Annotated in this window: 23 protein-coding genes; 14 read left to right on the top strand and 9 right to left on the bottom strand. The window is 72.3% G+C overall.

The genetic code is table 11. The features are described from left to right. Positions 1-42: 42 nt before the first annotated feature. From IEZ13_RS08695 to IEZ13_RS08675, 5 genes are all read left to right on the top strand, one after another. On the top strand, positions 43-630 hold the full coding sequence (locus tag IEZ13_RS08695; RefSeq protein WP_183219246.1) for a DUF3090 domain-containing protein: 588 nt from the start codon (positions 43-45) through the stop codon (positions 628-630). Continuing rightward, the gene (locus tag IEZ13_RS08690; RefSeq protein WP_183219244.1) at positions 627-1,442 is read left to right on the top strand and encodes an SCO1664 family protein; all 816 of its coding nucleotides are present in this window, start codon (positions 627-629) and stop codon (positions 1,440-1,442) included. Before IEZ13_RS08695 ends, IEZ13_RS08690 begins: the two co-directional genes overlap by 4 nt. A 54-nt stretch (positions 1,443-1,496) precedes the next feature. Beyond that, positions 1,497-2,741, top strand: coding sequence for a cysteine--1-D-myo-inosityl 2-amino-2-deoxy-alpha-D-glucopyranoside ligase (mshC, locus tag IEZ13_RS08685; protein ID WP_183219242.1), 1,245 nt, complete (start codon positions 1,497-1,499; stop codon positions 2,739-2,741). A 238-nt stretch (positions 2,742-2,979) separates the two neighbouring features. Beyond that, positions 2,980-3,249, top strand: coding sequence for a hypothetical protein (locus IEZ13_RS08680; protein WP_183219240.1), 270 nt, complete (start codon positions 2,980-2,982; stop codon positions 3,247-3,249). A gap of 128 nt (positions 3,250-3,377) precedes the next feature. Beyond that, a complete protein-coding gene (locus IEZ13_RS08675; protein ID WP_183219239.1) occupies positions 3,378-3,692 on the top strand; it encodes a hypothetical protein in 315 nt (104 codons plus the stop codon). Positions 3,693-3,779: 87 nt separating this feature from the next. Here IEZ13_RS08675 and IEZ13_RS08670 read toward each other — a convergent pair whose 3' ends face one another. Together IEZ13_RS08670 and IEZ13_RS08665 are read right to left on the bottom strand one after the other, a co-directional pair. Next, a complete protein-coding gene (locus IEZ13_RS08670; RefSeq protein ID WP_183219237.1) occupies positions 3,780-4,436 on the bottom strand; it encodes a response regulator in 657 nt (218 codons plus the stop codon). Next, complete coding sequence (locus tag IEZ13_RS08665) at positions 4,433-5,590, bottom strand: sensor histidine kinase (RefSeq protein WP_183219235.1); 1,158 nt, start codon at positions 5,588-5,590, stop codon at positions 4,433-4,435. The genes IEZ13_RS08670 and IEZ13_RS08665 overlap by 4 nt, the downstream gene beginning before the upstream one ends. Before the next feature lie 163 nt (positions 5,591-5,753). Here IEZ13_RS08665 and IEZ13_RS08660 point away from each other — a divergent pair, with 163 nt between their 5' ends. Further along, on the top strand, positions 5,754-7,013 hold the full coding sequence (locus IEZ13_RS08660) for a hypothetical protein (protein ID WP_183219233.1): 1,260 nt from the start codon (positions 5,754-5,756) through the stop codon (positions 7,011-7,013). A 143-nt stretch (positions 7,014-7,156) separates the two neighbouring features. On the opposite strand, the gene IEZ13_RS08655 is transcribed toward IEZ13_RS08660, so the two are convergent. Together IEZ13_RS08655 and IEZ13_RS08650 are read right to left on the bottom strand one after the other, a co-directional pair. After that, positions 7,157-8,314 (bottom strand): sensor histidine kinase, encoded by a 1,158-nt coding sequence (locus tag IEZ13_RS08655; RefSeq protein WP_183219231.1) that lies wholly within the window; start codon positions 8,312-8,314, stop codon positions 7,157-7,159. 1,081 nt (positions 8,315-9,395) lie between these two features. Beyond that, positions 9,396-10,187, bottom strand: coding sequence for a GntR family transcriptional regulator (locus IEZ13_RS08650; RefSeq protein WP_183219228.1), 792 nt, complete (start codon positions 10,185-10,187; stop codon positions 9,396-9,398). A gap of 339 nt (positions 10,188-10,526) precedes the next feature. Between IEZ13_RS08650 and IEZ13_RS08645 the strand changes: the two genes are divergently transcribed. Then, on the top strand, positions 10,527-11,450 hold the full coding sequence (locus IEZ13_RS08645; RefSeq protein WP_183219227.1) for a helix-turn-helix domain-containing protein: 924 nt from the start codon (positions 10,527-10,529) through the stop codon (positions 11,448-11,450). A gap of 20 nt (positions 11,451-11,470) precedes the next feature. Further along, positions 11,471-11,662, top strand: coding sequence for a DUF397 domain-containing protein (locus IEZ13_RS08640; RefSeq protein ID WP_183219225.1), 192 nt, complete (start codon positions 11,471-11,473; stop codon positions 11,660-11,662). Positions 11,663-11,718: 56 nt separating this feature from the next. Here the strand turns inward: IEZ13_RS08640 and IEZ13_RS08635 are convergent, their stop codons facing one another. After that, positions 11,719-12,588, bottom strand: coding sequence for a PAC2 family protein (locus tag IEZ13_RS08635; protein ID WP_183219223.1), 870 nt, complete (start codon positions 12,586-12,588; stop codon positions 11,719-11,721). Between the two features lie 107 nt (positions 12,589-12,695). Between IEZ13_RS08635 and IEZ13_RS08630 the strand changes: the two genes are divergently transcribed. Both IEZ13_RS08630 and IEZ13_RS08625 read left to right on the top strand, forming a co-directional pair. After that, entirely contained in the window at positions 12,696-13,466 is a 771-nt protein-coding gene (locus IEZ13_RS08630) for a CDP-alcohol phosphatidyltransferase family protein (protein WP_183219221.1), read from the top strand. Between the two features lie 7 nt (positions 13,467-13,473). Beyond that, positions 13,474-14,028, top strand: a complete 555-nt coding sequence (locus IEZ13_RS08625; RefSeq protein ID WP_183219219.1) for a hypothetical protein — start codon at positions 13,474-13,476, stop codon at positions 14,026-14,028. Positions 14,029-14,260: 232 nt separating this feature from the next. Here the strand turns inward: IEZ13_RS08625 and IEZ13_RS08620 are convergent, their stop codons facing one another. Then, positions 14,261-16,795, bottom strand: coding sequence for an ABC transporter permease (locus tag IEZ13_RS08620; protein WP_183219217.1), 2,535 nt, complete (start codon positions 16,793-16,795; stop codon positions 14,261-14,263). After that, on the bottom strand, positions 16,795-17,562 hold the full coding sequence (locus tag IEZ13_RS08615) for an ABC transporter ATP-binding protein (protein WP_183219215.1): 768 nt from the start codon (positions 17,560-17,562) through the stop codon (positions 16,795-16,797). The genes IEZ13_RS08620 and IEZ13_RS08615 overlap by 1 nt, the downstream gene beginning before the upstream one ends. A 214-nt stretch (positions 17,563-17,776) precedes the next feature. Here IEZ13_RS08615 and IEZ13_RS08610 point away from each other — a divergent pair, with 214 nt between their 5' ends. Together IEZ13_RS08610 and IEZ13_RS08605 are read left to right on the top strand one after the other, a co-directional pair. Then, complete coding sequence (locus tag IEZ13_RS08610; RefSeq protein WP_229794553.1) at positions 17,777-18,472, top strand: neutral zinc metallopeptidase; 696 nt, start codon at positions 17,777-17,779, stop codon at positions 18,470-18,472. 58 nt (positions 18,473-18,530) lie between these two features. After that, positions 18,531-19,181 carry an HAD family hydrolase gene (locus tag IEZ13_RS08605; protein WP_268240092.1) on the top strand — a complete coding sequence of 217 codons (651 nt, stop codon included), beginning with the start codon at positions 18,531-18,533 and terminating at the stop codon, positions 19,179-19,181. A 142-nt stretch (positions 19,182-19,323) separates the two neighbouring features. Here the strand turns inward: IEZ13_RS08605 and IEZ13_RS08600 are convergent, their stop codons facing one another. Next, a complete protein-coding gene (locus IEZ13_RS08600) occupies positions 19,324-19,962 on the bottom strand; it encodes a LuxR C-terminal-related transcriptional regulator (protein WP_229794564.1) in 639 nt (212 codons plus the stop codon). A gap of 303 nt (positions 19,963-20,265) precedes the next feature. After that, entirely contained in the window at positions 20,266-21,471 is a 1,206-nt protein-coding gene (locus IEZ13_RS08595) for a RecB family exonuclease (RefSeq protein WP_183219404.1), read from the bottom strand. Positions 21,472-21,687: 216 nt separating this feature from the next. Between IEZ13_RS08595 and IEZ13_RS08590 the strand changes: the two genes are divergently transcribed. Together IEZ13_RS08590 and IEZ13_RS08585 are read left to right on the top strand one after the other, a co-directional pair. Continuing rightward, complete coding sequence (locus IEZ13_RS08590) at positions 21,688-22,839, top strand: M50 family metallopeptidase (protein WP_372441852.1); 1,152 nt, start codon at positions 21,688-21,690, stop codon at positions 22,837-22,839. 23 nt (positions 22,840-22,862) lie between these two features. After that, positions 22,863-23,801, top strand: coding sequence for a tRNA (adenine-N1)-methyltransferase (locus IEZ13_RS08585; RefSeq protein WP_229794552.1), 939 nt, complete (start codon positions 22,863-22,865; stop codon positions 23,799-23,801). Positions 23,802-23,803 lie beyond the last annotated feature (2 nt).

Genomic DNA, 23,803 nt, shown 5'->3' with positions numbered 1-23,803 from the left:
TGGCCCGCGCGGTTACCGCCGCGGATGGCTAGGGTTGTCCGCATGACCCACCAAGTGCATGCCTTCGAGCCGCCGGAGCGGTTCGTCGCCGGGACGGTGGGCGAGCCGGGGGACCGCACTTTCTATCTCCAGGCCCGCGGTGGCGGCCGGGTGATCAGCGTCGCGCTGGAGAAGGTCCAGGTGTCGCTGCTCGCCGAGAAGCTGGAGGAGCTGCTCCTCGAGGCGAACAAGCGGTTCGGCGTCACGCTGCCGGAGGCCGCGCTGACGGTCGGGCACGACAACGAGCCGCTCGACACCCCGGTCGACGAGGAGTTCCGCGTCGGCACGCTGGGCCTGGCCTTCGACGTGGACACCAGCACCGTCGTGATCGAGGCGATAGAGGCCGGTGAACCGGATGCCGATCTCTCCGGCAGCCCGCTCGACGACGAGGACGACGAGGAAGCCGACGACGACGAGCCGGACGACGATCTGGACCGGCTCCGGGTGCGGCTCACCCCCGAGGCGACCCGCGCGTTCATCGACCGGGCCCGCCGTGTCGTGGCCGCCGGCCGGCCGCCGTGCCCGCTCTGCGGCCAGCCGCTCGACCCGGCCGGTCACCTCTGTCCCCGGCACAACGGCTACCACCGGTGACGGCGGAGCCGACGTCGGTGCTGGCCGAGGCCGACGCGCTCGAGTTGCTCGGGCGCGGGCGGATCGAGATCGAGGGGCGCCTGGTGGACGCCTCCAACACCACCCTGCGCGCCGAGATCAGCCTGGACGGGCTGACCCGGCGCTGCGTCTACAAGCCGGTGCGCGGCGAGCGCCCGCTGTGGGACTTCCCGGACGGCACGCTCGCCGGTCGTGAGGTGTCGGCCTACCTGGTCTCCCGGGCCACCGGGTGGGATCTGGTGCCGCCCACCATCCTGCGGGACGGGCCGCTCGGCCCCGGGGCGCTGCAACTCTGGATCGACGAGCCGGAGGAGGTGCCCGGGCTGATCGGGTTCGTCCCGGCGTACGACGTGCCGCCCGGCTGGATCCCGGTGGCCGCCGCACGCGACGACGACGGCGACGCGTTCGCGCTGGCCCACGCCGACGACCCGCGCCTGGCCCGGCTGGCCCTCTTCGACGCGGTGATCAACAATGCCGACCGCAAGGGCGGGCACGTGCTCTATCCGGCGACCGGCGGCCTGCACGGGGTGGACCACGGGGTCAGCTTCCACGTGGAGAACAAGTTGCGCACGGTGCTCTGGGGCTGGACCGGCCGGCCGCTGCCGGGCGAGGGCACGGCGGTGCTCACCCGGCTCGGCGAGCAGCTGGTCGGCCCGCTCGGCGCGGCGCTCGAGGAGCATCTGACCGTCGCCGAGGTGCAGCATGTCGGGCTGCGGGTGAAGCGGCTGCTGCGGGCGGACCGGTTCCCCCAGCCGCCGACCGACTGGCCGGCTATTCCCTGGCCGCCGATCTAGAGGTTTAGCTCACGCCCTGGGGCCCCTTCCGGGGCAGCTGGTTAGGCTCCCTTCATGGATGCATGGACCGGCCACGACGTACCCACCCTGCCGGACTCGCCCGCGCGGTCCCCGCTGCGGCTGTACGACACGGCGCGGGCGTCGGCGCAGCCCAGCACGCCGGCCGGCAGCGCCACGATGTACGTCTGCGGCATCACGCCGTACGACGCCACCCATCTCGGGCACGCCGCCACGATGATCACCTTCGATCTGGTGAATCGTATGTGGCGGGACCTCGGAAACGATGTCCGATATGTGCAGAATGTGACTGACATCGACGACCCGTTGCTGGAACGCGCCGAGCGCGACGGCGAGGACTGGATCGTTCTGGCGATGCGGGAGACCGCCCTCTTCCGGGAGGACATGGAGGCGCTGCGGATCATTCCGCCCGCCCACTACGTCGGCGCCGTCGAGTCCATTCCGGGAATCGTCGAGCACGTCGTCGAACTGGTCGGGAAAGGGGCCGCGTACCAGCTCGGCGACGGCACCGGCGACGTCTACTTCGACCTCTCCGCCGCGCCCCGGTTCGGCTACGAGTCGCACCTGTCGCGCGACGAGATGACGGTGCTCTCCGCGGAGCGCGGCGGCGACCCGGAGCGGGCCGGCAAGCGGGACCCGCTCGACCCGCTGCTGTGGCGCGGCGCCCGCGACGGCGAGCCGGTGTGGGACGGCGGCGAGCTCGGTCCCGGCCGCCCGGGCTGGCACATCGAGTGCGCCACCATCGCGCTCCGCCTGCTCGGCGACACCATCGACGTGCAGGGCGGCGGCAGCGACCTGCTCTACCCCCACCACGAGTGCTCGGCGGCCCACGCCGAGGTGCTGACCGGGGCGGAGCCGTTCGCCGCGCACTACGTGCACGCCGGGATGATCGGCCTGGACGGCGAGAAGATGTCGAAGTCGCGCGGCAACCTGGTCTTCGTGTCCCGGCTGCGCGGTGACGGGGTGGACCCGATGGCGGTCCGGCTCGGCCTGCTCTCCGGGCACTACCGCGCCGACCGGGACTGGACCGACGACGTGCTCAAGCAGGGCCAGTCGCGGCTGGCCCGGTGGCGGGAGGCGGCCGCCGCGCCGTCCGGGCCGTCCGGGGCCGGCCTCCTGGCGGCGGTCCGTGAGGCGCTCGCCGACGACCTGGACGCGCCCGCCGCGCTGTCTCTCGTGGACGCCTGGGCGGAGGCGGCGCTGACCGGCGTGGGCGACGACTCCGGCGCGCCGGAGTTGATGACACGAACGGTGGATGCCCTTCTCGGCGTGCGCCTGTAAGACCATTCAGAAAAGGCCCCCGTCCACGCTTGGACGGGGGCCTTTCGCGTACCCGGGAGCCGTTCGGGAAGAGAAACGCCCCGCGTGACCCTAGCCAGATTCTCGCCGGGTTTCGGGAGTTTCCTCTATTAGGTGAAACGGCGGAAGTTGTTCGCTCAAATCCCAGCGATCGCGGGCCGCTCCGTCCAAGATTCTCCTTGGCACAACAAGCCAAACCCCAAATCCGAAAGGAAACACCATGCGCAAGACGGCTCTGTACCTGGGTGGCCTCTTCCTCGCGACCGGCGCCGCCCTGGCAGTGTCCGCCCCCGCCCAGGCTGCCCCGAGCACCCCGACGTGCGGCTACCAGGGGTACTACAACTGCTACCAGCCGTACTACCAGCGGCCGACCGTGAACAACGTTTCCTCCCAGAAGGCGTACACCAACCAGATCGGCAAGTACAACTCCAGCATCACTGTCCAGAACTCGGCCCAGGCCGGCGACGACAACAACATCTGGGGCTGGTGACAATCCCGTTTCCACTCGCGTAGTGGATTCGTTGTTCGGCTGACGCCCGAAGCGCCGATGGTGCTTCGGGCGTCAGCTCGGCCGGTTTCCGGCCACTTGTCCAAACACACGTACTGGAAAGGTAAAACATGCGCAAGACGGCTCTGACTCTCGGCGGTTTCCTCATCGCGACCGGTGCCGCCCTGGCAGTATCCGCCCCGGCCCAGGCTGCGGCTCTCTCCTGTGGGTGCGGCCCGATTTCGCCCGCCTACGGTCCCGCATACGGTCCCGCCTATGGTCCCGCCTACGGTCCCGCCGGCTACGTTCGGCCGCAGCAGGCCCCGGTCACGAACGTGGCCAATCAGAACGCCTATGTCGAGCAGCACGGCCTGATCAACATCAGCCTGATCGACCAGAACGCCTTCGGCGGTCAGCGCCGGGCGCCTGGCACGATCTACAACTGATCGCCGCAACGCCCCCGGAAACACCGTTCAGGGACAAACGCCCGAGGCCCGCACTGGCGCCTCGGGCGTCGAAAACTTCTGGGGCAATCAGCCGCCACCGGCCCGGACCAGCCCCGACTCGTACGCGTAGACGACCGCCTGCACCCGGTCCCGCAGCCCGAGTTTCATCAGCACCCGCGCCACATGCGTCTTCACCGTCGCCTCGCCCACGGTGAGCGCCGCCGCGATCTCGGAGTTCGACATCCCGCGCGCCATCAGCCGCAGCACGTCCAGCTCCCGTGGCGTCAGCTCACCCACCTCGGGCGGCGGCTCCGGCCCCGGCCGCCCGGCGAACGCCGAGATCACCCGGGTCGTCACCGCCGGGTCGAGCAGCGCCTCCCCGCCCGCCACCACCCGGATCGCGGTGATCAGGTGCTCCGGCGAGGACACCTTCAGCAGGAAACCGCTGGCCCCGGCCTGCAACGCCCGGAACAGGTTGTCGTCGGTGTCGAAGGTGGTCAGCACGATCACCCGTGGCGGATCCGGGGTGGCCAGCAGCGCCCGGGTCGCGGACAGCCCGTCCTGGCGGGGCATGGCGATGTCCATGAGCACCACGTCCGGCCGCAGCCGCCGCGCCACCGCGACCGCCTCCACACCGTCGCTCGCCTCGCCGACCACGTTCATGTCCGGCTCGGTCTCGATCACCATGCGCAACCCGGCCCGCAGCATCCCCTGGTCGTCGGCGATCACCACACTGATCGTCACGGCCGGGCCTCCCGGGCGGTGACCGGCAGGCGGGCGGTGACCGCGAACCCGCCACCGGGACGGGGCCCGGCGGTGAGATCGCCGCCGAACAGCGTCACCCGCTCCCGCATCCCGATCAGCCCCTGCCCGCCGACGGTCGCCGGGGCGGCCGGCGGCCCGTCGTTGACCACCCCCAGATGCAGACCGTCGGCCCGGTAGCCGACGGTCAGCTCGGCGTGGCTCGCGTGGGCGTGTTTCAGCACGTTGGTCAGCGCCTCCTGGACGATCCGATAGGCCGACAGGTCCGCGGCCGGCAACAGCGGCACCGGGTCGCCGTCGCGCTGGACGGTCACCCGCAGCCCCGCCTCGCGAACCTGCCCGACCAGATCCTCCAGCCGCTCCAGACCGGCCGGCGCCTGGGCCGTGCCGTCCCCGCCCTCGCCGCGCAGCAGCCCCAGGGTACGGCGCAACTCGACCACCGCGTCCCGCCCCGCCTCCTCGATGCCGCGCAGCAACTGCGGGTCGACCGGCAGCTCCGCGTCCATCCGCCGCCGCACCACCCCGGCCTGGATCACCATGACCGTGACACTGTGCGCCACCATGTCGTGCAGCTCGCGGGCGATCCGCACCCGCTCCTCCATGATCGCCTCACGGGCCTGCCGCTCCCGGAACTCGGCCCGCACCGCCGCCGCCTCGGCCAGCTTGCGCGCCTGGGTCGCCACCACGATCCCCAGCACGTACGGGGTGCCCGGGAAGAAGATGTCGGCCATCGGGTCGCCCGGATTGTTGAGGTAGTAGGCCACCACGGTGTAGAGGATCAGCAGCGCGCCGAACAGACCCCGCCGGTCCGGGCCGGACGGTGGCACCCAGCGGCCCACCGCGTACGAGCAGATGATCATCGCGACCACCTGCCAGAGCCGGAAGTTGATCGTCTTCTCACCGTCGATGGTGGCCGCGACGTAGAACACGTTCATCACGACGATGCCGTGCGGGACCATCGCCGTCAGCGGGAACTGCCGGCGCAGCAGGATCAGCACGGCGCAGAGGGCCAGCAGGAACGGCCACCAGTCACCCGGCATCCGGATGAGCAACTCCTCGAGCAGCGCGAACACCACGAACCCGGCCGCCAGGGCCACGTCACTCCAGCTGATCCGCCGCACCACATCCCGCAACACGCGTAGAAGGTACGGTGCCGCGCCACTCCGCCGAACCCGCCCCCGGGAGGACGGCCCGTCCCCCTCGAGGAGGACACCGGATCACTCCGCGTACGGGCGACGCCCGCGCCCGCCGTCCCTAACGTTCCGCCCCGTACCACCGACGAGGGGGAGGAATTCGATCATGTGGCGGAAAGCCGCGGCGGTGTGCCTGGTGGCCGCGCCGATCGCCCTGACCGTGGCGACCGGGGTGGACCCGGCGCTCGGCGACGACCAGGGTTACGGGATCTACCGGCAGCATCCGGGCGCCGTGCAGGCGCACTCGATCCTGCTGCACTGGGCGTGGGTGCTCTTCGTGCCCGGCCTGTTGGGCCTGCTCACCCCGATCCGCGAACGCGGCGCCGTACTGGCCCGCATCGCCTGGATCAGCGTGATCGTCGGCCTGACCACGTTCTCGGCGCTGATGGCCAACGATTTCTTCCTGCTGGCCCTGGAACAGACCCTTCCGGACGCGCGGGTGCAGGCGGTCGACGAGAAGTTTCTCGCGATGAGCGTCACGGTCGCCGGCTGGCAGTGGCCCGGCCTGATCGGCTGGGGACTGTCGCTCGTCCTCACCCCGATCGCCGCCGCCCGCGGCCGGGTCATCGACTGGTGGACGGCCGGCGCCGCCCTGCTCGGCATGGCCCTCTACCTGGTGTTCGCCATCTCGCCGGTGCCGCTCTGCCTGCTCGGCCCGGTCGTCCTGATCGGCGCCTACGGCGCGGCGGCCTGGCGTCTGGTCCGGCCCACCGCCGCCCCGGCCGCCGAGCGGGACAGCTTCGGGACCTTCCGGCGCCGGTTCGGCCTCTTCTCCCTGTACGCCGCGCCGGCGCTGTTCGCACTGGGGATGGCGACGGTGCCGGACTGGGGCGCCGACGTTGCCGACAGTGTGGCCAGGCCGGTGCAGACCCAGGTCAGCGCCCTGTTCCTGCACCTCGGGTGGGTGTTCTTCGTGCCCGCCGTGCTCGCCGTGGCGTCCCGCGCCAACCGGTTCACGCGGGTGGCGGCCGGGATCACCGTTCTGGCCCTGATCAACTTCAGTGGCCTGATGGTGGGCGACAGCGCCGATCTGGCCGCCCGTCAGGTGCTGGACGCCGCCACCGCCGACCGGGTGGCCGAGACCCTCGGCGGGTACGCCGCCTTCACCTTCGGCTGGGCCCTGCCCGCCATGCTGTTCAGCCTGCTGGGCCTGATCGCGGTGGCGGTCGGCGCCGCGGTGGGCCGAACCACCCGCTGGTGGACGGCCGCCCTGGTGGTGGCCGGCATCGTCGCCTTCCTCGGTCTGGGCCTCGGCCCGATCGGCGTCACCGGCCCCCTGCTGCTCCTGGCCGGCTTCGGCCTGATGGCCCGCGACCTGGCCCGCTCCCCGGCCCCGGCGCCCACTCCCGTCCCGGCCGCGGCCTGACCGGCCACCGTCCTCGCCGCCCACCAGGACGGCCACCTCGCGTTCCCGGTCGGTGAGGGCGACCCGCCGACCAGGATCCGCAGCCCGGCCCGGAACCAGCGCGTCGTCGTCGACGATCACCAGCCGGATCGGCCGGCCGGGGGTCATGCCGGCCACGGCAGGGAGGCGTCCAGGTGGAAGGCGCCGTCCACCGGGCCGTGGGTGACGCGGCCGCCGGCCAGGGCCACCCGTTCGGCGATGCCGACCAGGCCCAGCCCGGCGCCCGGCGGCCGCGCGGACGGCGTACCGGTGCAGGGGTTGGTGATCGTGACGCGGAGAGCGTGACCGGCGGCACCGGCCATGCGCACCGTGGCGGCCGGCCCCGTGCCGTGCTTGCGGGCGTTCGTCAGTCCCTCCTGGACGATGCGGTAGACGGTGCGGCCGAGCACCTCCGGTGGGATGTCCGCGGGCAGCTCGTTGCGGTAGTCGACGGCCATCCCGGCGGCCCGCGCGCCGCCCACCAGCTCGTCCATGTCGCCGAGGCCGGGCTGCGGCGGCTCGGGACGCCCGCTCGGCACGCCGACCACGGCCCGCAGCTCCTCGAGGGCCTCGTGCGCGCTGCCGCGGATCGCGCCGGCCGCCGGCGTCAGCTCCTCCGGCGACACCGTGCCGCGCACCTCGAGAGCGCCGGCGTGCAGGCTGATCAGCGACATCCGGTGGGCCAGGACGTCGTGCATCTCGCGGGCGATCCGGGCGCGTTCGGTCAGTCTGGCCCGGTCCTCGCGCAGCCGCTGCTCGGCCTCCAGGCGGGCGGCGTGGTCGCGCAGCGAGGTGGTGAGACGCCGGTACGCCTGCACGAACAGCCCCCAGCCGAGCGCCGCCACGGTGAGCACGCCACGGACCACGAAATCGACCCGGATGTCGAACGCCGGGTCGTCGTGGAGCACGAAGTACAGCCCGGCGGTGCCGACGTTGACCGCGCCGAGCACGACCAGGACCGGAAGCCTCGACCGGATCGCCGCGGTGAACAGCGCCACGACGATCGGCCCGGTCGCGGTCACCGACACCGCACCGAACGGCAGCAGCACCGCCGTCACCGCGAGCGGATGCCGTCGTCGCAGCGTGAGCGCGGCCGCGCAGGCCAGCCCCACCGCCACGTCGGCCGGCCAGGGCAGCGCCGCGCCGGGCCGGGTGGCGTCGCCGAGCAGCATCATCCCCAGGCCGTAGGCCAGCGCCGGCAGGATCGCGACGGCGTCGGCGACGCGGTCGCGGGAGGCCGCGCGAGGCGCTGCCGGGTCCGGCACCAGCAGGGCGAGGAGCATGACGCAAACCCTATGGGGTACGGCGTTCGCGCCGGCACCTACCAAAGTAGGGCCCGGCCCCCGCCCGCCGTCCGGTCCGTGTGGACGGGCCGCGGCTCCATGCTGCCGGGCATGAAGAGATTCCTCGCCGTCGTCGTTCCCGTGGCCTGGGGAGTGGCCGCCGCCCTGTGGACGCCACGCGGCCCGCTCACCGGAGGACAGGCCCTCTGGTCGATCGCGATCAGCCTGGTGGTGGGCGTCCTGGCCGGGCGCGCGGCCGGCACCCGCTGGATGATCCTGGGCGCGCCTCTCGCGTACGCCATCGCCTTCGAGCTGGCGCGGATGAGCGCGACCGGCCCCTCGGTGGACGCGCCGCACCCGAGCGTGCTGGGTCTTCTGGTGCTGATCACCGGGCGTGGGGTGCACGGGCTGCTGGCGCTGTTCCCGATGGCGGCCGGCGCGGCGTGGGGGAGCGGTGTCCGGCGCCGGATCCCGCTCGGCCTGGCCGCGGCCGGGCTGGTGCTGGCCGCCGTGCCGGCCCGGACGGAGCGGATCCCCGGTGGCGTCGCCGAACTGGCCCAGGTCGGCGGTCTGCGGGTGATGATCCGCGGCCGGGACGCGGCGGCGCCGGTGCTGCTGTTCGTGCCCGGTCCGCCGGGCGGCCGCGACGACCTGGTGGACCGGCTGACCGCCCAGGGCCCGCCGCCGTGGCCGGACGTCTACGACTACGAGCCGTTCCAGCTGCACACGCCCGAGGTGTACGGGATCGCCGGCCCGCCGTTCGACCTGGGCGTCCCCGAGTACACCCCGCTGGCGAGGGCGCACGTGATGACCACGATGCCGGACGCCTGGGACGCCCTCTACCCGAACCTCCAGGACGTCGACCTGCGCCGGGACGTGCCGGAGCTGGCGATCCCGGCCTACTTCGTGCAGGGCGGCCGGGAGATGCGCTCCCTGGCCGAGCCGTTCGCCACCTGGTACACCGCCCCTGCGCGCACCGGGCAAACGTCTCGTGGTCCTGCCGGAGTCCGGCCACCATCCGATGTCGGAGGAGCCGGACCGGTTCGCCGCGGCGGTGACGGCGCTGCTGTCCGGCCTTTCGTCAGGCCAGAGCCAGCCCCGGATCGGGGTCGGGTTCGGCGGCCGGCGTGGGGATCCGGTACTCCTCGGTCAGCGTGGTCATCGGCCCCGGCCAGGTCGCCTGCGCCACCTCGATCGGTTTACGGGTCTCGTCGAAAGCGACATGTAGCAGATGGAGCACCGGGGTGTCCGGCCGGATCTGGAGGATCTCCGCCTCCTCCCGGCTGGGCTGGCGGGCGCTGATCGTGTCGGTGGCCGTCGTGTACCTGCGATCCAGCACCTCCTCGGCCTCCTGGTAGAGGGGCCGGCCGAACGCCTCGGGCCGCTCCAGGGTGGTGCCGCTCGCGTCGGTCACCCGGAACCAGGAGGCGCCCACCTCCACGGTCGCGTCGTCGGTGCGTACGACGTGCCGCCGGACCAGCATCTCGGTGCCGTCGCGGACCCCGAAGGCGTCGGCCACCTCGGGCGGGGCGGGTTCCCGGCCGACGGCGGTGAGCTGCTGGCGGTAGCGGGCGGCCAGGTCGGCGTGGTAGCCGCGGTGGGCTCCGTACCGGCCGCGGGAGAGCCGGTTCAGGCGGCGGCGGGTGCCCCGGACGTACGTGCCGGAGCCGGGTTTGGTGATCAGGATGCCCTCGACCCGTAGCTGGTCGACGGTACGCTGCACGGTCTGCTTCGCGACGCCGAACATCTCCGCCATGGCCGGGATGGAGGGCAGGCGCTCGCCCGGCTGCCAGTCCCCGCGACGGATGCGTTCCCGCAGCTGAGCCGCGATCTGCCGATGCGGGAACTCGGCGGCGCCCGGATTGACGGTCATGATCGTCCCCTTTCCAGCTAGGTTCCTAGGATGCGCCACCGGTGGTGGCGGCGTCATGCGACGCGCCGACCTTCGCCGCATGAAACCATGAGTGAATTCGGCTATCAGCTATATGGCTGTCAGAGGTCTGGCGGACACGGGCGGTTGGACCCCATACTGAGTGCACGTTAAGGACGGGTCGGTGGACGGGCGGCACCCAGCGGCAACTGGGTGCCGCCCCGGCCTTTCTCCCCGGGACGGGTCCTTGGGGTATCCTTCGGCAAGCCGTGAGCGACACGGCAGAATGCCAGGTCGCAGTTTCGGTCGATTCGCGACGATTCAAGCGTTTGGTGAGGCTGGATGTCGGCTGCGCGCGACGACCTGCCCGCTGTCTCGAGGCGGCGGGTGCGCCTGGCATTGCGCGCGGCCCGTGAGCGCACCGGGCTCAGTCAGACCGAGGTCGCCAAGAAGCTCGGCTGGTCGCTGTCCAAACTGCAGCGGATCGAGCTGGGTGAGGTGACCGTCTCGCCCACCGATCTGCGCGCCGCCCTCACCGTGTACCAGGTGACCGACGAGGTCCGGATCGCCGACCTGGCGGAGGAGGCGCGGACCGCCCGTCGCGAGCGGTACTGGACGGCGCCCGAGCACCGTGACCACCTCCCGCCCGGTCTGCTCCAGCTGATGCAGTTCGAGATGGCGGCGACCTCCATCCGGGAGTACCAGCCGACCATGGTGCCGGGGCATCTCCAGACGCCGGCCACCGCCGAGGCGACCCTGGCGTGGTACGGCGCCAATCTCAGCGACGATCAGCGCCGGGTCCGCCGGGAGGTGCGGCTGGACCGCCGCCGGCGGGTGATCGAGCAGGACGGCGCGCCGGAGTACCGCCTCCTCTTCGACGAGTCCGCTCTGTGGCGGATGGTGGGCGGGATGTCGACGACCGCCGACCAGTTCGACGATCTCGCCGCCTCCGCCTCCCGGCCGAACGTCCATGTCCGCGTGCTCCCGATGGACGACGGGGCGGTGATGGGCATGTTCGGCGCATTCGCGGTGATCCATCTCGGGGACGACCCGCCCGATGACGCGGTTCTCTATAGAGAGTCCTACACGCGGGACGAAATGGTAGAGGACGCGCCGGAGGTAAATTTCCACATGGATGTCTTCGAGCGTTTCTGGAAACAGTCGCTCGACGAGGATGCGAGCCGGGCACTCATCCTAGCGCGGGCCTATGACCTGCGCGCACGTATAGCCCGAGCGCCCGGCGGGGATCAGGACAAGGGGTCCTGACATGTCCAGAAAGGTGCGAGATGAAAGACACCACAATGGCGTGGCAGCGCAGTTCGTTCTGTGCGACTTCCGGGTGCATCGAGGTTGCTCAGATTGATGGCACCATCAGATTGCGGGACAGCAAGAATCCCGGTCAGCCGCCGCTGGTCTTCACTCAGGCGGAGTGGAGTGGTTTCCAGGATCTCGTTCTCTCCTACGAGAAGTCGTCCTGATATTCGTCTTCCGTGACGGCGGGTGACCCCGATCGGGGTCACCCGCCGTCGGCGTCTCACCAGGAGCCGGCGGTGGGGCCGGCCGAACCGCCGCGCCGGCGCAGGTACTTCTCGAACTCGCTGGCGATCTCGTCGCCGGTGAGCGGCTGGATCCCGGCGTCGCCGACCCGCTCCTCCAGCTCCCGCACGTACTCCCCGAGTTCGGAGTCCTGCTCGGCGGCGGCGCGGACCTTCTTCTCCCAGTCGTCGGCCTGCTCGGCCAGGTCGGCCATCGGCACCGGCAGGTCGAGGACGTCCTCGATCCGGCTGAGCAGCGACAGCGTGGCCTTCGGGCAGGGCGGGTTGTTCGCGTAGTGCGGGACGTGCACCCAGAACGACAGCGCGTCCAGCTCGGCGCGGCTGGCCGCCTCCTGGAGCACGCCGACGATGCCGGTCGGGCCGTCGTAGCGGGTGGGGACGACCTTGTACTTCTCGGCGGTCTCGCGGTCGCTGGCGGTGCCGCTGATCGGCAGGGGCCGGGTGTACGGCACGTCGGCCAGCAGCGCCCCGAGCAGGACGATCCGGTTCACCTCGAGGCTGTGGCAGATCTCCAGGACCGACTCGCAGAACGTCCGCCACCGCATGCTCGGCTCGATGCCCCGGATGAGCACCACGTCCCGGTCGGCGCCGGGCGGGCTGGCCACCGTGAACCGGGTGGTCGGCCACTCGATCTTGCGGGTCTCACCCTCCGCCATGGTGATCGTCGGACGGCTGACCTGGAAGTCGTAGAAGTCCTCCGGGTCGATGCTGGTGACCTCGCGCGCCTCCCACACCTGCTCGAGGTGTTCGACGGCCGCGGTCGAAGCGTCCGCGGCGTCGTTCCAGCCCTCGAAGGCGGCGATGGCCACGGGAGAACGGAGGATGGGGAGGCCGTCGAACTCACTCATGGGGAACAGCCTACGTGCGCGCGGCGGTGCGTACCCGATGGCCGCGCCGGGCACCTCAGGAGTGACGATCTGTATCGACCTTGCTCACTAGCGGTAATGTCGCCCGCATGACCCCCCGATTGACGGTCGACGAGATCCGGGAGCGCACCTACAAGCGGCGGGACTCCTGGTGGACGGTGTGGCTCGTCGATCCGGTGGCGGTGCACGTGGTGCGGTTGATCGCGCCCTGGCGGTGGGTGACGCCGAACCGGCTCAGCCTCCTGGCGTTCGGTGTCGGGCTGGGCGCCGCCGCGTGTTTCTGGGCCGGGTGGCTGATCGCCGGGGCGCTGCTGTTCCACGTGGCGTTCCTGATCGACTGCCTGGACGGCAAGATCGCCCGGCTGAACGGGACCGGTTCGGTGTTCGGCGTCTGGCTGGACTACATCTTCGACCGGCTGCGCGTGGTGATCTGCGCGCTCGGGCTGTTCGGCGGGCAGTGGCAGCGTACCGGCGACCCGCTCTGGATCGGGCTGGCCGGGCTGGTGATCTTCCTCGATCTGTTCCGCTACCTGAACGCGCTCCAGATGGGGAAGATCAGGGAGCTGATGCGCGGCGACGGCCCGGAGCCGGCCGACGTGCACGGCGACTTCCGGGCCCGGTTCGGGCTGTTCGGCCGGGCGCGCGGGTTCCTGCTGGCACACCGGATCCGGGCCCACGTGTTCAGCGGCATCGAGTTCATGATGTTCGTCTTCGTGCTCGGCCCGCTGACCGGCCTCGTCGTGCCGTTCACCGTGGTCGCGGCGGTTCTGCTGACCGCGTTCGAGCTGCTGCTCATCTACAAGCTGTGGCTGACCACCCGTACCTATTCCGCCGAAAAGGAAGCACTTATCCGAACATAATCGTCATATGACAGATCACCTGGATCAGGTGCTCGGGCCCACCGACGACACCGTCAGGTTCCTCCAGGCGCGCGGGATGTTCTACGTGACCGCCCTGTGGGTGCTGGCCGCCGCCTGGCTGCCGTTGCTGCTGATCACGCTCGGCGTGCGGATGGCCGCCGGATACCGTCCGGACGCGTCGCACATCGTCATCTTCGTCGAGGCCAGCCTGATCGTCCCGGCCGCGGTGGCCGCCGTGCTCATGCTGGTCGTCTGGCGGCGGCTGGGCTGGCTGCACACCTCGGTGCACGGGATCGACTTCGCCGCCACCAGCCGGCAGCCGGTCCATCTGCCCTGGTCCGGGATCGCCGCCGTGGCCCTGCACGGCCGTGGCCCGTTCACCGAGCTGGTGATCACGCCGATCAGCGAGAACTACGCCACCCGACTGCCCGGCAAGGGCGGCCCTCCGCGGGTCCGGCGCCGGGGCGGCGAGTTCGCCTACGTCATCGACGTGGGCCTGATGTCCCCCGGCCCGGAGGTCATGCTCGCCGAACTCCACCGCCGCCTGCCCAGCAAGGTCTGACAGGCCGAAACCCTTATCCGGTACGGGGTGAAGCGTCCCCAACCACATCCAGAACGTCCCGTAGCGCACCGCGATGCCCGTGCGTGGTCCCGCCCGCGAGGCGCCGCCGGGCGAAGATCGGTGGTCCGGCTGGTCCGGGGAGGGGCGGACGTGTTCCGGGAACGGGGCGGCCCCGGCACGGGGCCGGGGCCGACTCGTGCGCCCGGGGTGGGCGCGGGTTGTTCGCCGATGGTCAGTCGTGGGCGATGGCGCCCAGGACGTTGAGGCGGGCGGCCCGGATCGCCGGGAGGACGGCGGCGAAGACGCCGACCAGGGCGGCCAGGACCAGGTAGGTGCCCATGCGGGCCCAGGGGAGGACGATCTCGGTGATGCCGTCGTTCTCCAGGGCACGGGCCACCGCGCTGCCCATGCCGGCGCCGACCGCCACGCCGAGGAGGGCGCCGAAGACGGCGATCACCACGGCCTCGACGGTGATCATGCGCATGGTCTGGGCGCGGCCCAGGCCGACGGCGCGGAGCAGCCCCAGTTCGCGGGTGCGCTCCAGGACGGACAGGGCCAGGGTGTTGACCACGCCCAGGACCGCGATCAGGATGGCCAGGCCCAGCAGGATCTGGATCATCGTGATGATCTGGTCGAAGACCGCGGCCTGATCGTCGACGAAGGTCTGCTGGTCGGTGGCGGTCACCTCGGGACTGTCCGCGACCAGGGCCTTCACCTGCGGCAGCACCGACGACACCGCGACACCGTCGTCCAGGCGGATGAATCCGAGGACCGGCTGGCTGATGCCGAAGCCCTTGATCGCCTCGGCCGGCAGGATGATGCTGCCGGGCAGCGCGTTCTCTCCGAAGACGTGCGCCACCGTGTACGTCAGGGGTTCACCCTTCGACGTCTGGATCGTCGCGGTCGAGCCGATCTGCCAGCCGCGCTCGGTGGCCTCCGGTTCGCTCACCGCGATCTCGGCGGGGCCGAGCTTCGCGGCGGTGGTGCCGTAGGCCTCCGCCATCCGGGAGAGGTCCTCGGTCGCGGCCACGTACGTCCGGTCGTCGCCGATCGCCACCAGGTCGTTGTAGAGGCCGGCGGCCGCCCGCACCCCGGGGATCTGCGCGGCCTTGTCCAGGACGGCCGGATCGTACGTCGGCGGCCGCGGCCCGCCCTGATCACCACTGATCATGATCTGGGCCTTGAGGATCCGGGCCGCCTCGGCCTTGAGACTGCTCTTCGCCGAGTCCATCACCACGGTCACACCGGTGACCAGGGCGATGCCGACCATCAGGGCGGCCGCCGTGATCGCGGTGCGGCGCGGGTTGCGGCCCGAGTTGAGCCGGCCCAGCCGCCCCGGCACCGACCAGGAGAACAGCCGGCCCAGCAGGGACACCACCGGGCGGGCGATCAGCGGGGTGAGCAGGGCGACACCGATGAAGGTGACCAGCACACCGCCGAGGATCAGGTACAGCGTGGCGTCGCCGGAGTCGGCGAACAGCCCGGTGCCCAGAGCCGCCGCCCCGGCCGCGGTCACCACGGTGCCGGCCACGGTCAGCTTGGTGAGCGGCCGGTCCGGGGTGGCGACGTCCTGCATCGCGGCGACCGGCGAGATCCGCGAGGCGCGCAGCGCGGGCAGCACCGCGGCGACCACGGTGACCAGGATGCCGACCGTGAACGAGCTGATCACCGCGGACAGCGGCACCCCGATCGGGGCCAGGTGCATGCCGCCGCTCATGCCACTGAACAGCGCGCCCAGCCCGGCGCCCGCCCCGACCCCGGCGGCCAGGCCGAGGACCGAGGCGATCACGCCGACCACCACGGCCTCCACCAGCACCGAGTTGATCACCTGGCGGCGGCTGGCGCCGATCGCCCGGAGCAGGGCCAGCTCCCGGGTGCGCTGGGCCACCACGATCGAGAACGTGTTGAGGATCAGGAAGATGCCGACGAACAGCGCGATCCCGGCGAAGCCCAGCAGGATCTGGTTGAAGAAGCCCATGCCCTCCTTGAGGCTCGAGGAGTTGTCCTCGGCGAGTTGCTCACCGGTCTTCACCTCGTAGCCGGCGCCGAGCACCGGGGCGATCCGGTCGCGCAACTGCTCCGGGGTGACGCCGTCGGCGGTGCGGACGGTCACCGAGGTGAACACGTCCTTCTCACCGAGCATCAGCTCCTGTGCCACCGGCGTGGTGAAGGCGACCTCCTGGACACCGCTGATGCTGTCCCGTCCGCCGGTGTAGCCCCAGACGCCGACCAGGGTGAACTCCCGTTTCGGCTGCTGGGTGAGCACCGAGACACGGTCCCCGACGGTGAAGCCGGCGAGCTCGGCGGTGGTCGCGTTCATGGCGATCTCGCCGGGGGCCTCCGGGCCGCGGCCGGCGCGCATCTCCATGATCTCGTCGGTGCCGGTCCAGTTGGAGCCGATCCGCGGCGGCCCGAACGAGGTGAGCACCTTGCCGTCCGAGGCGATCACCCGGGCCCCGTCCGCGTCGACGCGGCCGGTCGCCGACCGGACCCCCTCCTGGGTCTTGATGGTCTCCACCACCGAGGCCGGAAGCGGCGCGGCGACCTCCTCACCCTCCATCTCGGAGACCTCGACCTTGGGTTTCGCGGTGACCGAGACGTCCGTCGTGGCGAAGGCCTCCGAGAAGATCGAGTCGAAGGTGCGGTTGAGGGTGTCGGTGAGCACCAGGGCGCCCGACACGAACATCACGCCGAGCAGCACGGCCAGACCGGACAGGACCAGTCGCAGCTTGCGGGCGAGCAGGCTCTTCAGCGTGGCGCGCAACATCAGAGCATCACCGGGTCGTTCTTGCCGTCGAGCTTCTTCATGGTGTCCAGCACCGACTCGGCGGTCGGTCCGGCCAGCTCGTCGACGATCGCGCCGTCGGCGAGGAACACCACCCGGTCGGCATAGCTCGCCGCCACCGGGTCGTGGGTGACCATCACGATGGTCTGACCGTGCTCGCGCACGCTGGACCGCAGGAACGACAGCACCTCGGCGCCGGAACGGGAGTCCAGGTTGCCGGTCGGCTCGTCCGCGAAGATCACGTCGGGGCGGCCCACCAGGGCCCGCGCGCACGCCACCCGCTGCTGCTGGCCGCCGGAGAGCTGGCTGGGCCGGTGCCCGAGCCGGTCGCTCAGCCCCACCGTGTTGATCACCGTGTCCCACCACTGCGGATCGGCCTTGCGCCCGGCGATGTCCAGCGGCAGCCGGATGTTCTCCGCGGCGCTCAGCGTCGGCAGCAGGTTGAACTGCTGGAAGATGAAGCCGATCCGGTCCCGCCGCAGGCGGGTCAGCGCCTTGTCGTTCAGCCGGCTGATCTCGGTGCCGCCGACGTGCACGGTGCCCTCGTCCACCGTGTCGAGTCCGGCGAGGCAGTGCATGAGCGTGGACTTGCCGCTGCCGGACGGGCCCATGATCGCGGTGAAGCGGCCCTTGCCGAACTCCACGCTGACCCCCCGCAGCGCCGCCACCCGGGCCTCGCCCGAGCCGTACACCTTCCAGATCGCGTCCGCTCGCGCCGCCACCGGCCCGCCGGCATTCGTCGGTGCCACCACCGTGTCTCCCCCTGTGGAATTCGTTCGTGTCCGGCCCAGTGTTGCGGCGGAAACCGCCCCCGGCGTCCCCCTGCGGGGGTAGGGCGGGGGGAGATTTCCCTCGGGGAGGCACCCAGGGAACTCTCAGGGAAGCCCCTGAGGCGGACCGGGTCTAACGTGGAAACACCGCCCCGCTCTGGAGGACCACATGCGCGTTCGGCCGGTACCGCTCATGTCTCTTCTCGCCGTGATCTCGGCGGCCGTGCTGCTGGCGGCCTGCCTGCCGGCGACCACGCCCACTCCCGGACCCGAGCCGACCGGCCCGGCGCCCACCGTCGACGTCACCGGCTCGGTGGACCCGGACGGCACCGACACCCCCGAGGAGTTCGCCAAGGACATGCGGGCCTCCCAGGTCGTCGCCGAGCGGTACTGGGGCCAGCGGCTCGGCGGCTCCTTCCAGCCGGTCAGCCAGGTGGTGCCCTACCAGCAGGAGGGCGAGGTGGCGTGCGCCGGGCAGCCGCTGCCGCTCAACAACGCCGTCTACTGCCCGGCCGGCGACTTCATCGCGTACGACGTGAACTGGGCCTTCGACGCGTTCCAGCAGATCGGCGACGCGTTCGTGTTCTACCTGCTCGGCCACGAGTACGCACACGGCATCCAGGACCGCCTCGGCATCCGGAAGCAGTTCACCATCGAGCAGGAGCTGCAGGCCGACTGCATGTCCGGCGCGTTCATCGGCGACATGGTCCGGCAGAAGGCGCTGAGCATGCAGGACAACGACGCCAAGGAGCTGTCCGACGGGCTCGCGGCGGTCGGCGACGACCCGGATCAGCCGTGGTTCGCGCCCGGGTCGCACGGGTCGCCGGCCCAGCGGTTCCAGTCGTTCGCGAACGGCTACAACAACTCCCTGCAGGCGTGCGGGCTGTGACGGTCGGCTCCGTCACATCCGGTCGGCAGGGGGCGGAGGGCCCGGCCAGAATGGTCCGGTGAAACCTGCCGCGGTGCTCTTCGACATGGACGGGACGCTCGTCGACAGCGAGCGGATCTGGGGCATCGCCCTGACCGAGCTCGCCGCGCGCGCCGGAGGGACGCTCTCCGAGTCCGCCCGGCTCGCCATGGTCGGCACCAGCTCGGCGGACAGCATGCGGATCTTCCGGGACGACATCGGCCAGCCGGACCGGCCCGAGGCGCCGGACCTGGCGTGGCTCACCGCGCGGGTGCGGGACATGTTCGCGGACGGCCTGGTGTGGCGGCCCGGCGCCATGGAGCTGCTGCTCGCGGTGCGGGCCGCGGGCATCCCGACGGCGCTCGTCACGTCCACCGGGCGGGAGCTGGTCGAGGTGGCCCTCAAGACGCTCGGTGTGGAGAACTTCGACGTCGTCGTCTGCGGGGACGAGGTGAAACGGCCCAAACCCGACCCGGAGCCGTACCGGACCGCCGCCGACCTGCTCGGCGTGCCGATCGGGTCGTGCGTCGCGATCGAGGACTCGCACAGCGGGGTGACCAGCGCCAGAGCGGCCGGGGCCGCGGTGCTGGCGGTCCCGGCGGAGCTGGAGCTCGAGCCGGTCGACGGGGTGCATCTGCGCACGACGCTGACCGGCGTGGACCCGCTCTTCCTGGCCGCCCTTCTCGTCTGAGCCGCCCCGGCCTCCGCATCGCGTGGCGGGCCGGTTCGGTCGCCCTTCTTGTCTGAGCCGGGCCGGTGCCGAGGCTGGTCTTCGCACCGCGGTCGGCCCGCCCGGCCGGGTCCTGTCACCTGAGCCGGCCCGTTCGGGCCGGTCAGGTGCCGGGGCGGACCAGGCCCGTCTCGTAGGCGAGGACCACGGCCTGGGTGCGGTCCCGCAGACGCAGCTTGGTGAGGACGTGGCCGACGTGGGTCTTCACCGTCGTCTCGCTCACCCCGAGGATCGTCGCGATCTCGGCGTTGGACCGGCCGCGGGCCACGTGCACCAGCACCTCGCGTTCCCGGCCGGTCAGCGGGTCGAGCCGGGCTGCGGCCGAACCGTCCGCCGCCGTCGGCAGGGCCCCGGCCAGCCGGGTCAGGACCCGGGCCAGGATCGGCGGGGCGATCACCGCGCCACCGGCGGCCACCGCCCGGACGGCGGCGATCAACTCGCCGTGCGGGGTGTCCTTGCAGAGGTAGCCGTTCGCCCCGGCCGCGACGGCTGCCACCACCTCGTCGTCGGTGTCGCGCTCGGTCAGGACCAGAACCCGGACCGCCAGCCGTGCCTCGGTGACCGCCCTGGTCACGGCCAGCCCGTCGAGGCGGGGAAGAGCCACATCGACGATGAGTACGTCGGGGAGCAGCCGCCGGGCCAGGTCGACCGCCTCGGCCCCGTCACCCGTCTCCCCGGCCACGACGATCTCCGCCGGCCGGGGGACGTCCCCGCGCCAGCCGTGCGATGCCGGCCCGGAGATGTTCCCGGGCTCGCCGTGTGATGTCGGCCCGGAGATGTTCCCGGGCTCGCCGTGTGATGTCGGCCCGGAGATGTTCCCGGGCTCGCTGTGCGATGCCGGTCGGGGGAAGTCCCCGGGCTCGCTGTGCGATGCCGGTCGGGGGACGTCCACGTGCTCGTCGCGCGATGCCGGTGCGGCCACGCCGTCGGGCGGCCCGGTGAGAACGGCCCGCAGCCCCGCCCGCTGTAGCGGGGCGGCATCGGCGAGAAGCACCCGGAGCGGCCTCATCGGCCGGTGGCGTTCGGGCGGCGGCGGTGTGCGGAGTCAGTCAAGGGGGTCGTCCCGGAGCAGGGTGCCGACCCGGTCGGGCTCGGCGTCGGGCGTGAGGTCGCTGATCGGAACGGTCTCCGGATAGGGCGGCGGGGTGCCGCCGAACTCCGGGCACAGGCTCTGGTGACTGCACCAGCCGCAGAGGCGGCTCGGCTTGGGGCGGAAGTCGCGGTCGCGCTTGGCGCGCTCGATCGCCTGGGAGAGGGCGAGCAGGGTGCGCTCGAAACGCTCCAGCTCACCGGCCTCGGGGCTGTAGTCGAGGGCCTCGGCGTCCTTCAGATAGAGCAGCCGCAGGGCCCGGGGGACCACGCCCCGGGTGCGCCACAGGACCAGGGCGTAGAACTTCAGCTGGAACAGGGCCCGGCCCTCGAACGCCTGGCGGGGCGCGCCGCCGGTCTTGTAGTCGACGACCCGGAGGTCCCCGGCCGGGGAGACGTCGAGACGGTCGATGTAGCCGCGCAGCAGCAGCTCGTCGCCGATCATCGTGGAGATCAGGCTCTCCCGCTCGGCGGGCTCCAGGCGGCGTGGGTCCTCCACCGCGAAGTAGCCGGCCAGCAGGTCGCGGGCGCCGGAGAGGAAGGCCGCGATCCGGGCCGCCTCGGCGGCGCCGGACGGAACGTCGATGAGAGCGGCCTGGCCGGTCGCGTCGGCCTCCGCGGCCACCGCCGCCGGGTCACGCATCAGCCCACCGCCCGCCGCGGGGCTGGGCCGTGCGTCGCCCGTCCGGGCGGCGGGGGAGCCCGGGACCGCCGGGCCGCCCGCTCCAGCGGGTGCGGAACTCGGCGCCGCAGCGCCGGATGGCCCGGCGGCCGCGGATGGCCCGGCGGCCGCGGATGGCCCGGCGGCCGCGGATGGCCCGGCGGCCGCGGACGGCCCGGCGGCCACGGGTGGCCCGGCTGCCACGGACGTGCCGGCGGTTACGGGCGGCTCGGCGGCGAACAGGGACGCCAGCTCGGGCTCCTGGGCGACCAGCTTCTCCCACTCGGGGGCGACCAGCGCGGCCGCGGCCTCCGGGGTGCGGCCGGCGGCGGGCAGGTCGAACAGGCGCTCCAGGACGGCGTGGATCAGGGTGCCGCGGACCTGGTCGGCGGAGGGGGTCTCGGGCAGCTTGTCCACCGTGCGGAAGCGGAACAGCAGCGGGCACGTCTTGAAGTCGGCGGCCCGCGACGGCGACAACGAGGGCCCGGACGGCGTCGCCATCCGGCGGCCCCGCCCGGCCGGCGCCGGGACCGGGCCGTCGGCGGCCGTGGCCTGGCCGGGAACGGAGGCGGAGGCCGGGTCACCGGGCTGCGGGGGTGGGGAGACCGGCTGGGCAGCCATGGGAGAGAGCGCCGTCATGTCTCAAGAGGCTAGGCCAGGGGTACGACGAAAAATGCGGGGTGGGTCCCACGCGGGCGTGTCCGTAGCATCGATCGCGTGGAGCAGAGCCGGACACCGCAGGTCCCGCCCCCGGCCGGTGGGCGGCCGGTGGGGCACGTCGCCGGCATCCCGGTGCACGCGAACGCGTCGATGCTGCTGCTCGCGGTGCTGGTCACCGTGGTGTATGGGAACTACGCGCAGGCCGAGCTGGGGCTCGCGCAGCCCTGGGCGTACCTCGTGGGTCTGGGTTTCGTGGTCTGTCTGCTCGGCTCGGTGCTGTTGCACGAGCTGGGCCACGCGCTGACCGCCCGCCGGCTCGGGATCGGCGTGCGCCGGATCACGCTGGAGCTGCTCAGCGGCTGGACCGAGATGGACCGGGACGCGCCGGCGCCCCGGGAGGACGCGCTGGTCTCGCTGGCCGGGCCGGCCGTGTCGCTGCTGCTGGGCGGTGTGGCGACGGCGGCCGCGCTGGCGCTGCCGGAGCGGACCGTGCCCGGGCAGATCGCCTTCCAGCTGGCGGTGAGCAACGTGCTGGTGGCGTTCTTCAACGTGCTGCCGGGCCTGCCGCTGGACGGTGGCCGGGCGTTGCGGGCGGCGCTGTGGGCGGTCCTCAAGGACCGGAACCGGGCGACCGTGGTGGCCGGCTGGGCGGGCCGGGTGCTGGCCCTGATCACCGCGGCGGTCGTGGTGACGCTGCATCTGACCGGCCTGCTGACCCTGCTCGGGCTGATCTTCGTGCTGCTGGTGGTGCTCACCCTGTGGCAGGGCGCGGGGCAGTCGATCCGGCTGGGCCGGATGACCGGCCGGTTCCCGTTGGTGGACCTGGGCGCGCTGGTCCGGCCGGTGCTGGCGGTCCCGGCCGGCACCCCGCTGGGCGAGGCGCAGCGGCGCCGGGCCGAGGACCCGCGGCCGGACGTGGTGCTGGCGGTGGCGGACTCGGCGGGCAGCCTGACCGCGGTGGTGGACCCGGTGCAGGCCGAGCGGGTGCCGGTGGACCGGCGGCCGTGGGTGAGCGTGGAGAGTGTCTCCCGTTCCCGGGACGCGCTCACCGCCCTGCCGCTCGGATTGACCGGCGAGCAGGTGGTCCGCGCGCTCCAGGCCCACCCGGGTGCGCAGTACCTGGTGACCGCAGGCGAGGATGTCGTGGGCGTCCTGCGGGTCGCCGACGTGGCCGCCGTGCTGGAACCGAGGCGCGCGAGCCGTACCTGACGGACCTTTGGGAAAGAAGAGCAGTGACCACAACCCCGACCACCGCCGTCGACGACTCGGTGCCCGCGCACCGCGGACCGTTCCGGGCGGGTGACCGCGTTCAGCTGACCGACCCGAAGGGCCGGATGCACACCATCGTGCTGGAGCCCGGGAAGGCGTTCCACACCCACCGCGGCGCCCTGGAGCACGACGACCTGATCGGCCTGCCCGACGGCAGCGTGATCACCGCGTCCAGCGGCACCGCCTACCTGGCGCTGCGGCCGCTGCTGTCCGACTACGTGCTGTCCATGCCGCGCGGGGCGCAGGTGATCTACCCGAAGGACGCGGCGCAGATCGTCGCGATGGGCGACGTCTTCCCGGGCGCCAAGGTGCTCGAGGCGGGCGCCGGCTCGGGCGCGCTGACCTGCTCGCTGCTGCGGGCCGTGGGCAGCTCCGGCGAGGTGCACAGCTACGAGCTGCGCGACGACTTCGCGGCGGTCGCCCGCAAGAACGTGGAGGCGTTCTTCGGTGGCCCGCACCCGGCGTGGCACCTGCACCCCGGTGACGTGGCCGGCAACGACATCACCGGCTTCGACCGGATCATCCTGGACATGCTGACCCCGTGGGAGGCGCTCGACATGGTCGAGAAGTCGCTCGTCCCGGGCGGCGTGTTCATCGGCTACGTGGCCACCACCCCGCAGCTGTCCGAACTGGTCGAGGCGCTGCGTGAGCGGGGCGGCTGGACCGAGCCGCGGGCCTGGGAGTCGCTGGTCCGGGACTGGCACGCCGACGGGCTCGCGGTGCGGCCGGACCACCGGATGATCGCGCACACCGCGTTCCTGGTGTCGGCGCGCAAGCTCGCGCCCGGCGTCACCGCGCCGCCGCGGCGCCGCAAACCCAGCAAGGGCGCCGAGGCGTACGCGATCCGCAAGGCCACCCAGGCCGCTCTCGCCGCGCAGCGGGAGGAGTCGACGGGGGAGTGACC

Source organism: Actinoplanes campanulatus (assembly GCF_014647795.1).
Taxonomy (GTDB): Bacteria; Actinomycetota; Actinomycetes; order Mycobacteriales; family Micromonosporaceae; genus Actinoplanes; species Actinoplanes campanulatus.
The sequence above is the reverse complement of the archived record's forward strand: the minus strand, read 5'-3'. Positions and strand labels throughout refer to the sequence as shown.

What these genes read in the sequence shown, in the direction of transcription:
- IEZ13_RS08660 (WP_183219233.1), top strand. Translation starts at nt 5,754, where the DNA reads ATGTGGCGGAAAGCCGCGGCGGTGTGCCTGGTGGCCGCGCCGATCGCC.
- IEZ13_RS08630 (WP_183219221.1), top strand. Translation starts at nt 12,696, where the DNA reads ATGACCCCCCGATTGACGGTCGACGAGATCCGGGAGCGCACCTACAAG.
- IEZ13_RS08695 (WP_183219246.1), top strand. Translation starts at nt 43, where the DNA reads ATGACCCACCAAGTGCATGCCTTCGAGCCGCCGGAGCGGTTCGTCGCC.
- IEZ13_RS08680 (WP_183219240.1), top strand. Translation starts at nt 2,980, where the DNA reads ATGCGCAAGACGGCTCTGTACCTGGGTGGCCTCTTCCTCGCGACCGGC.
- IEZ13_RS08610 (WP_229794553.1), top strand. Translation starts at nt 17,777, where the DNA reads ATGTCTCTTCTCGCCGTGATCTCGGCGGCCGTGCTGCTGGCGGCCTGC.
- IEZ13_RS08620 (WP_183219217.1), bottom strand. Translation starts at nt 16,795, where the DNA reads ATGTTGCGCGCCACGCTGAAGAGCCTGCTCGCCCGCAAGCTGCGACTG.
- mshC (WP_183219242.1), top strand. Translation starts at nt 1,497, where the DNA reads ATGGATGCATGGACCGGCCACGACGTACCCACCCTGCCGGACTCGCCC.
- IEZ13_RS08650 (WP_183219228.1), bottom strand. Translation starts at nt 10,187, where the DNA reads ATGACCGTCAATCCGGGCGCCGCCGAGTTCCCGCATCGGCAGATCGCG.
- IEZ13_RS08675 (WP_183219239.1), top strand. Translation starts at nt 3,378, where the DNA reads ATGCGCAAGACGGCTCTGACTCTCGGCGGTTTCCTCATCGCGACCGGT.
- IEZ13_RS08625 (WP_183219219.1), top strand. Translation starts at nt 13,474, where the DNA reads ATGACAGATCACCTGGATCAGGTGCTCGGGCCCACCGACGACACCGTC.
- IEZ13_RS08645 (WP_183219227.1), top strand. Translation starts at nt 10,527, where the DNA reads ATGTCGGCTGCGCGCGACGACCTGCCCGCTGTCTCGAGGCGGCGGGTG.
- IEZ13_RS08655 (WP_183219231.1), bottom strand. Translation starts at nt 8,314, where the DNA reads ATGCTCCTCGCCCTGCTGGTGCCGGACCCGGCAGCGCCTCGCGCGGCC.
- IEZ13_RS08635 (WP_183219223.1), bottom strand. Translation starts at nt 12,588, where the DNA reads ATGAGTGAGTTCGACGGCCTCCCCATCCTCCGTTCTCCCGTGGCCATC.
- IEZ13_RS08595 (WP_183219404.1), bottom strand. Translation starts at nt 21,471, where the DNA reads ATGGCGACGCCGTCCGGGCCCTCGTTGTCGCCGTCGCGGGCCGCCGAC.
- IEZ13_RS08640 (WP_183219225.1), top strand. Translation starts at nt 11,471, where the DNA reads ATGAAAGACACCACAATGGCGTGGCAGCGCAGTTCGTTCTGTGCGACT.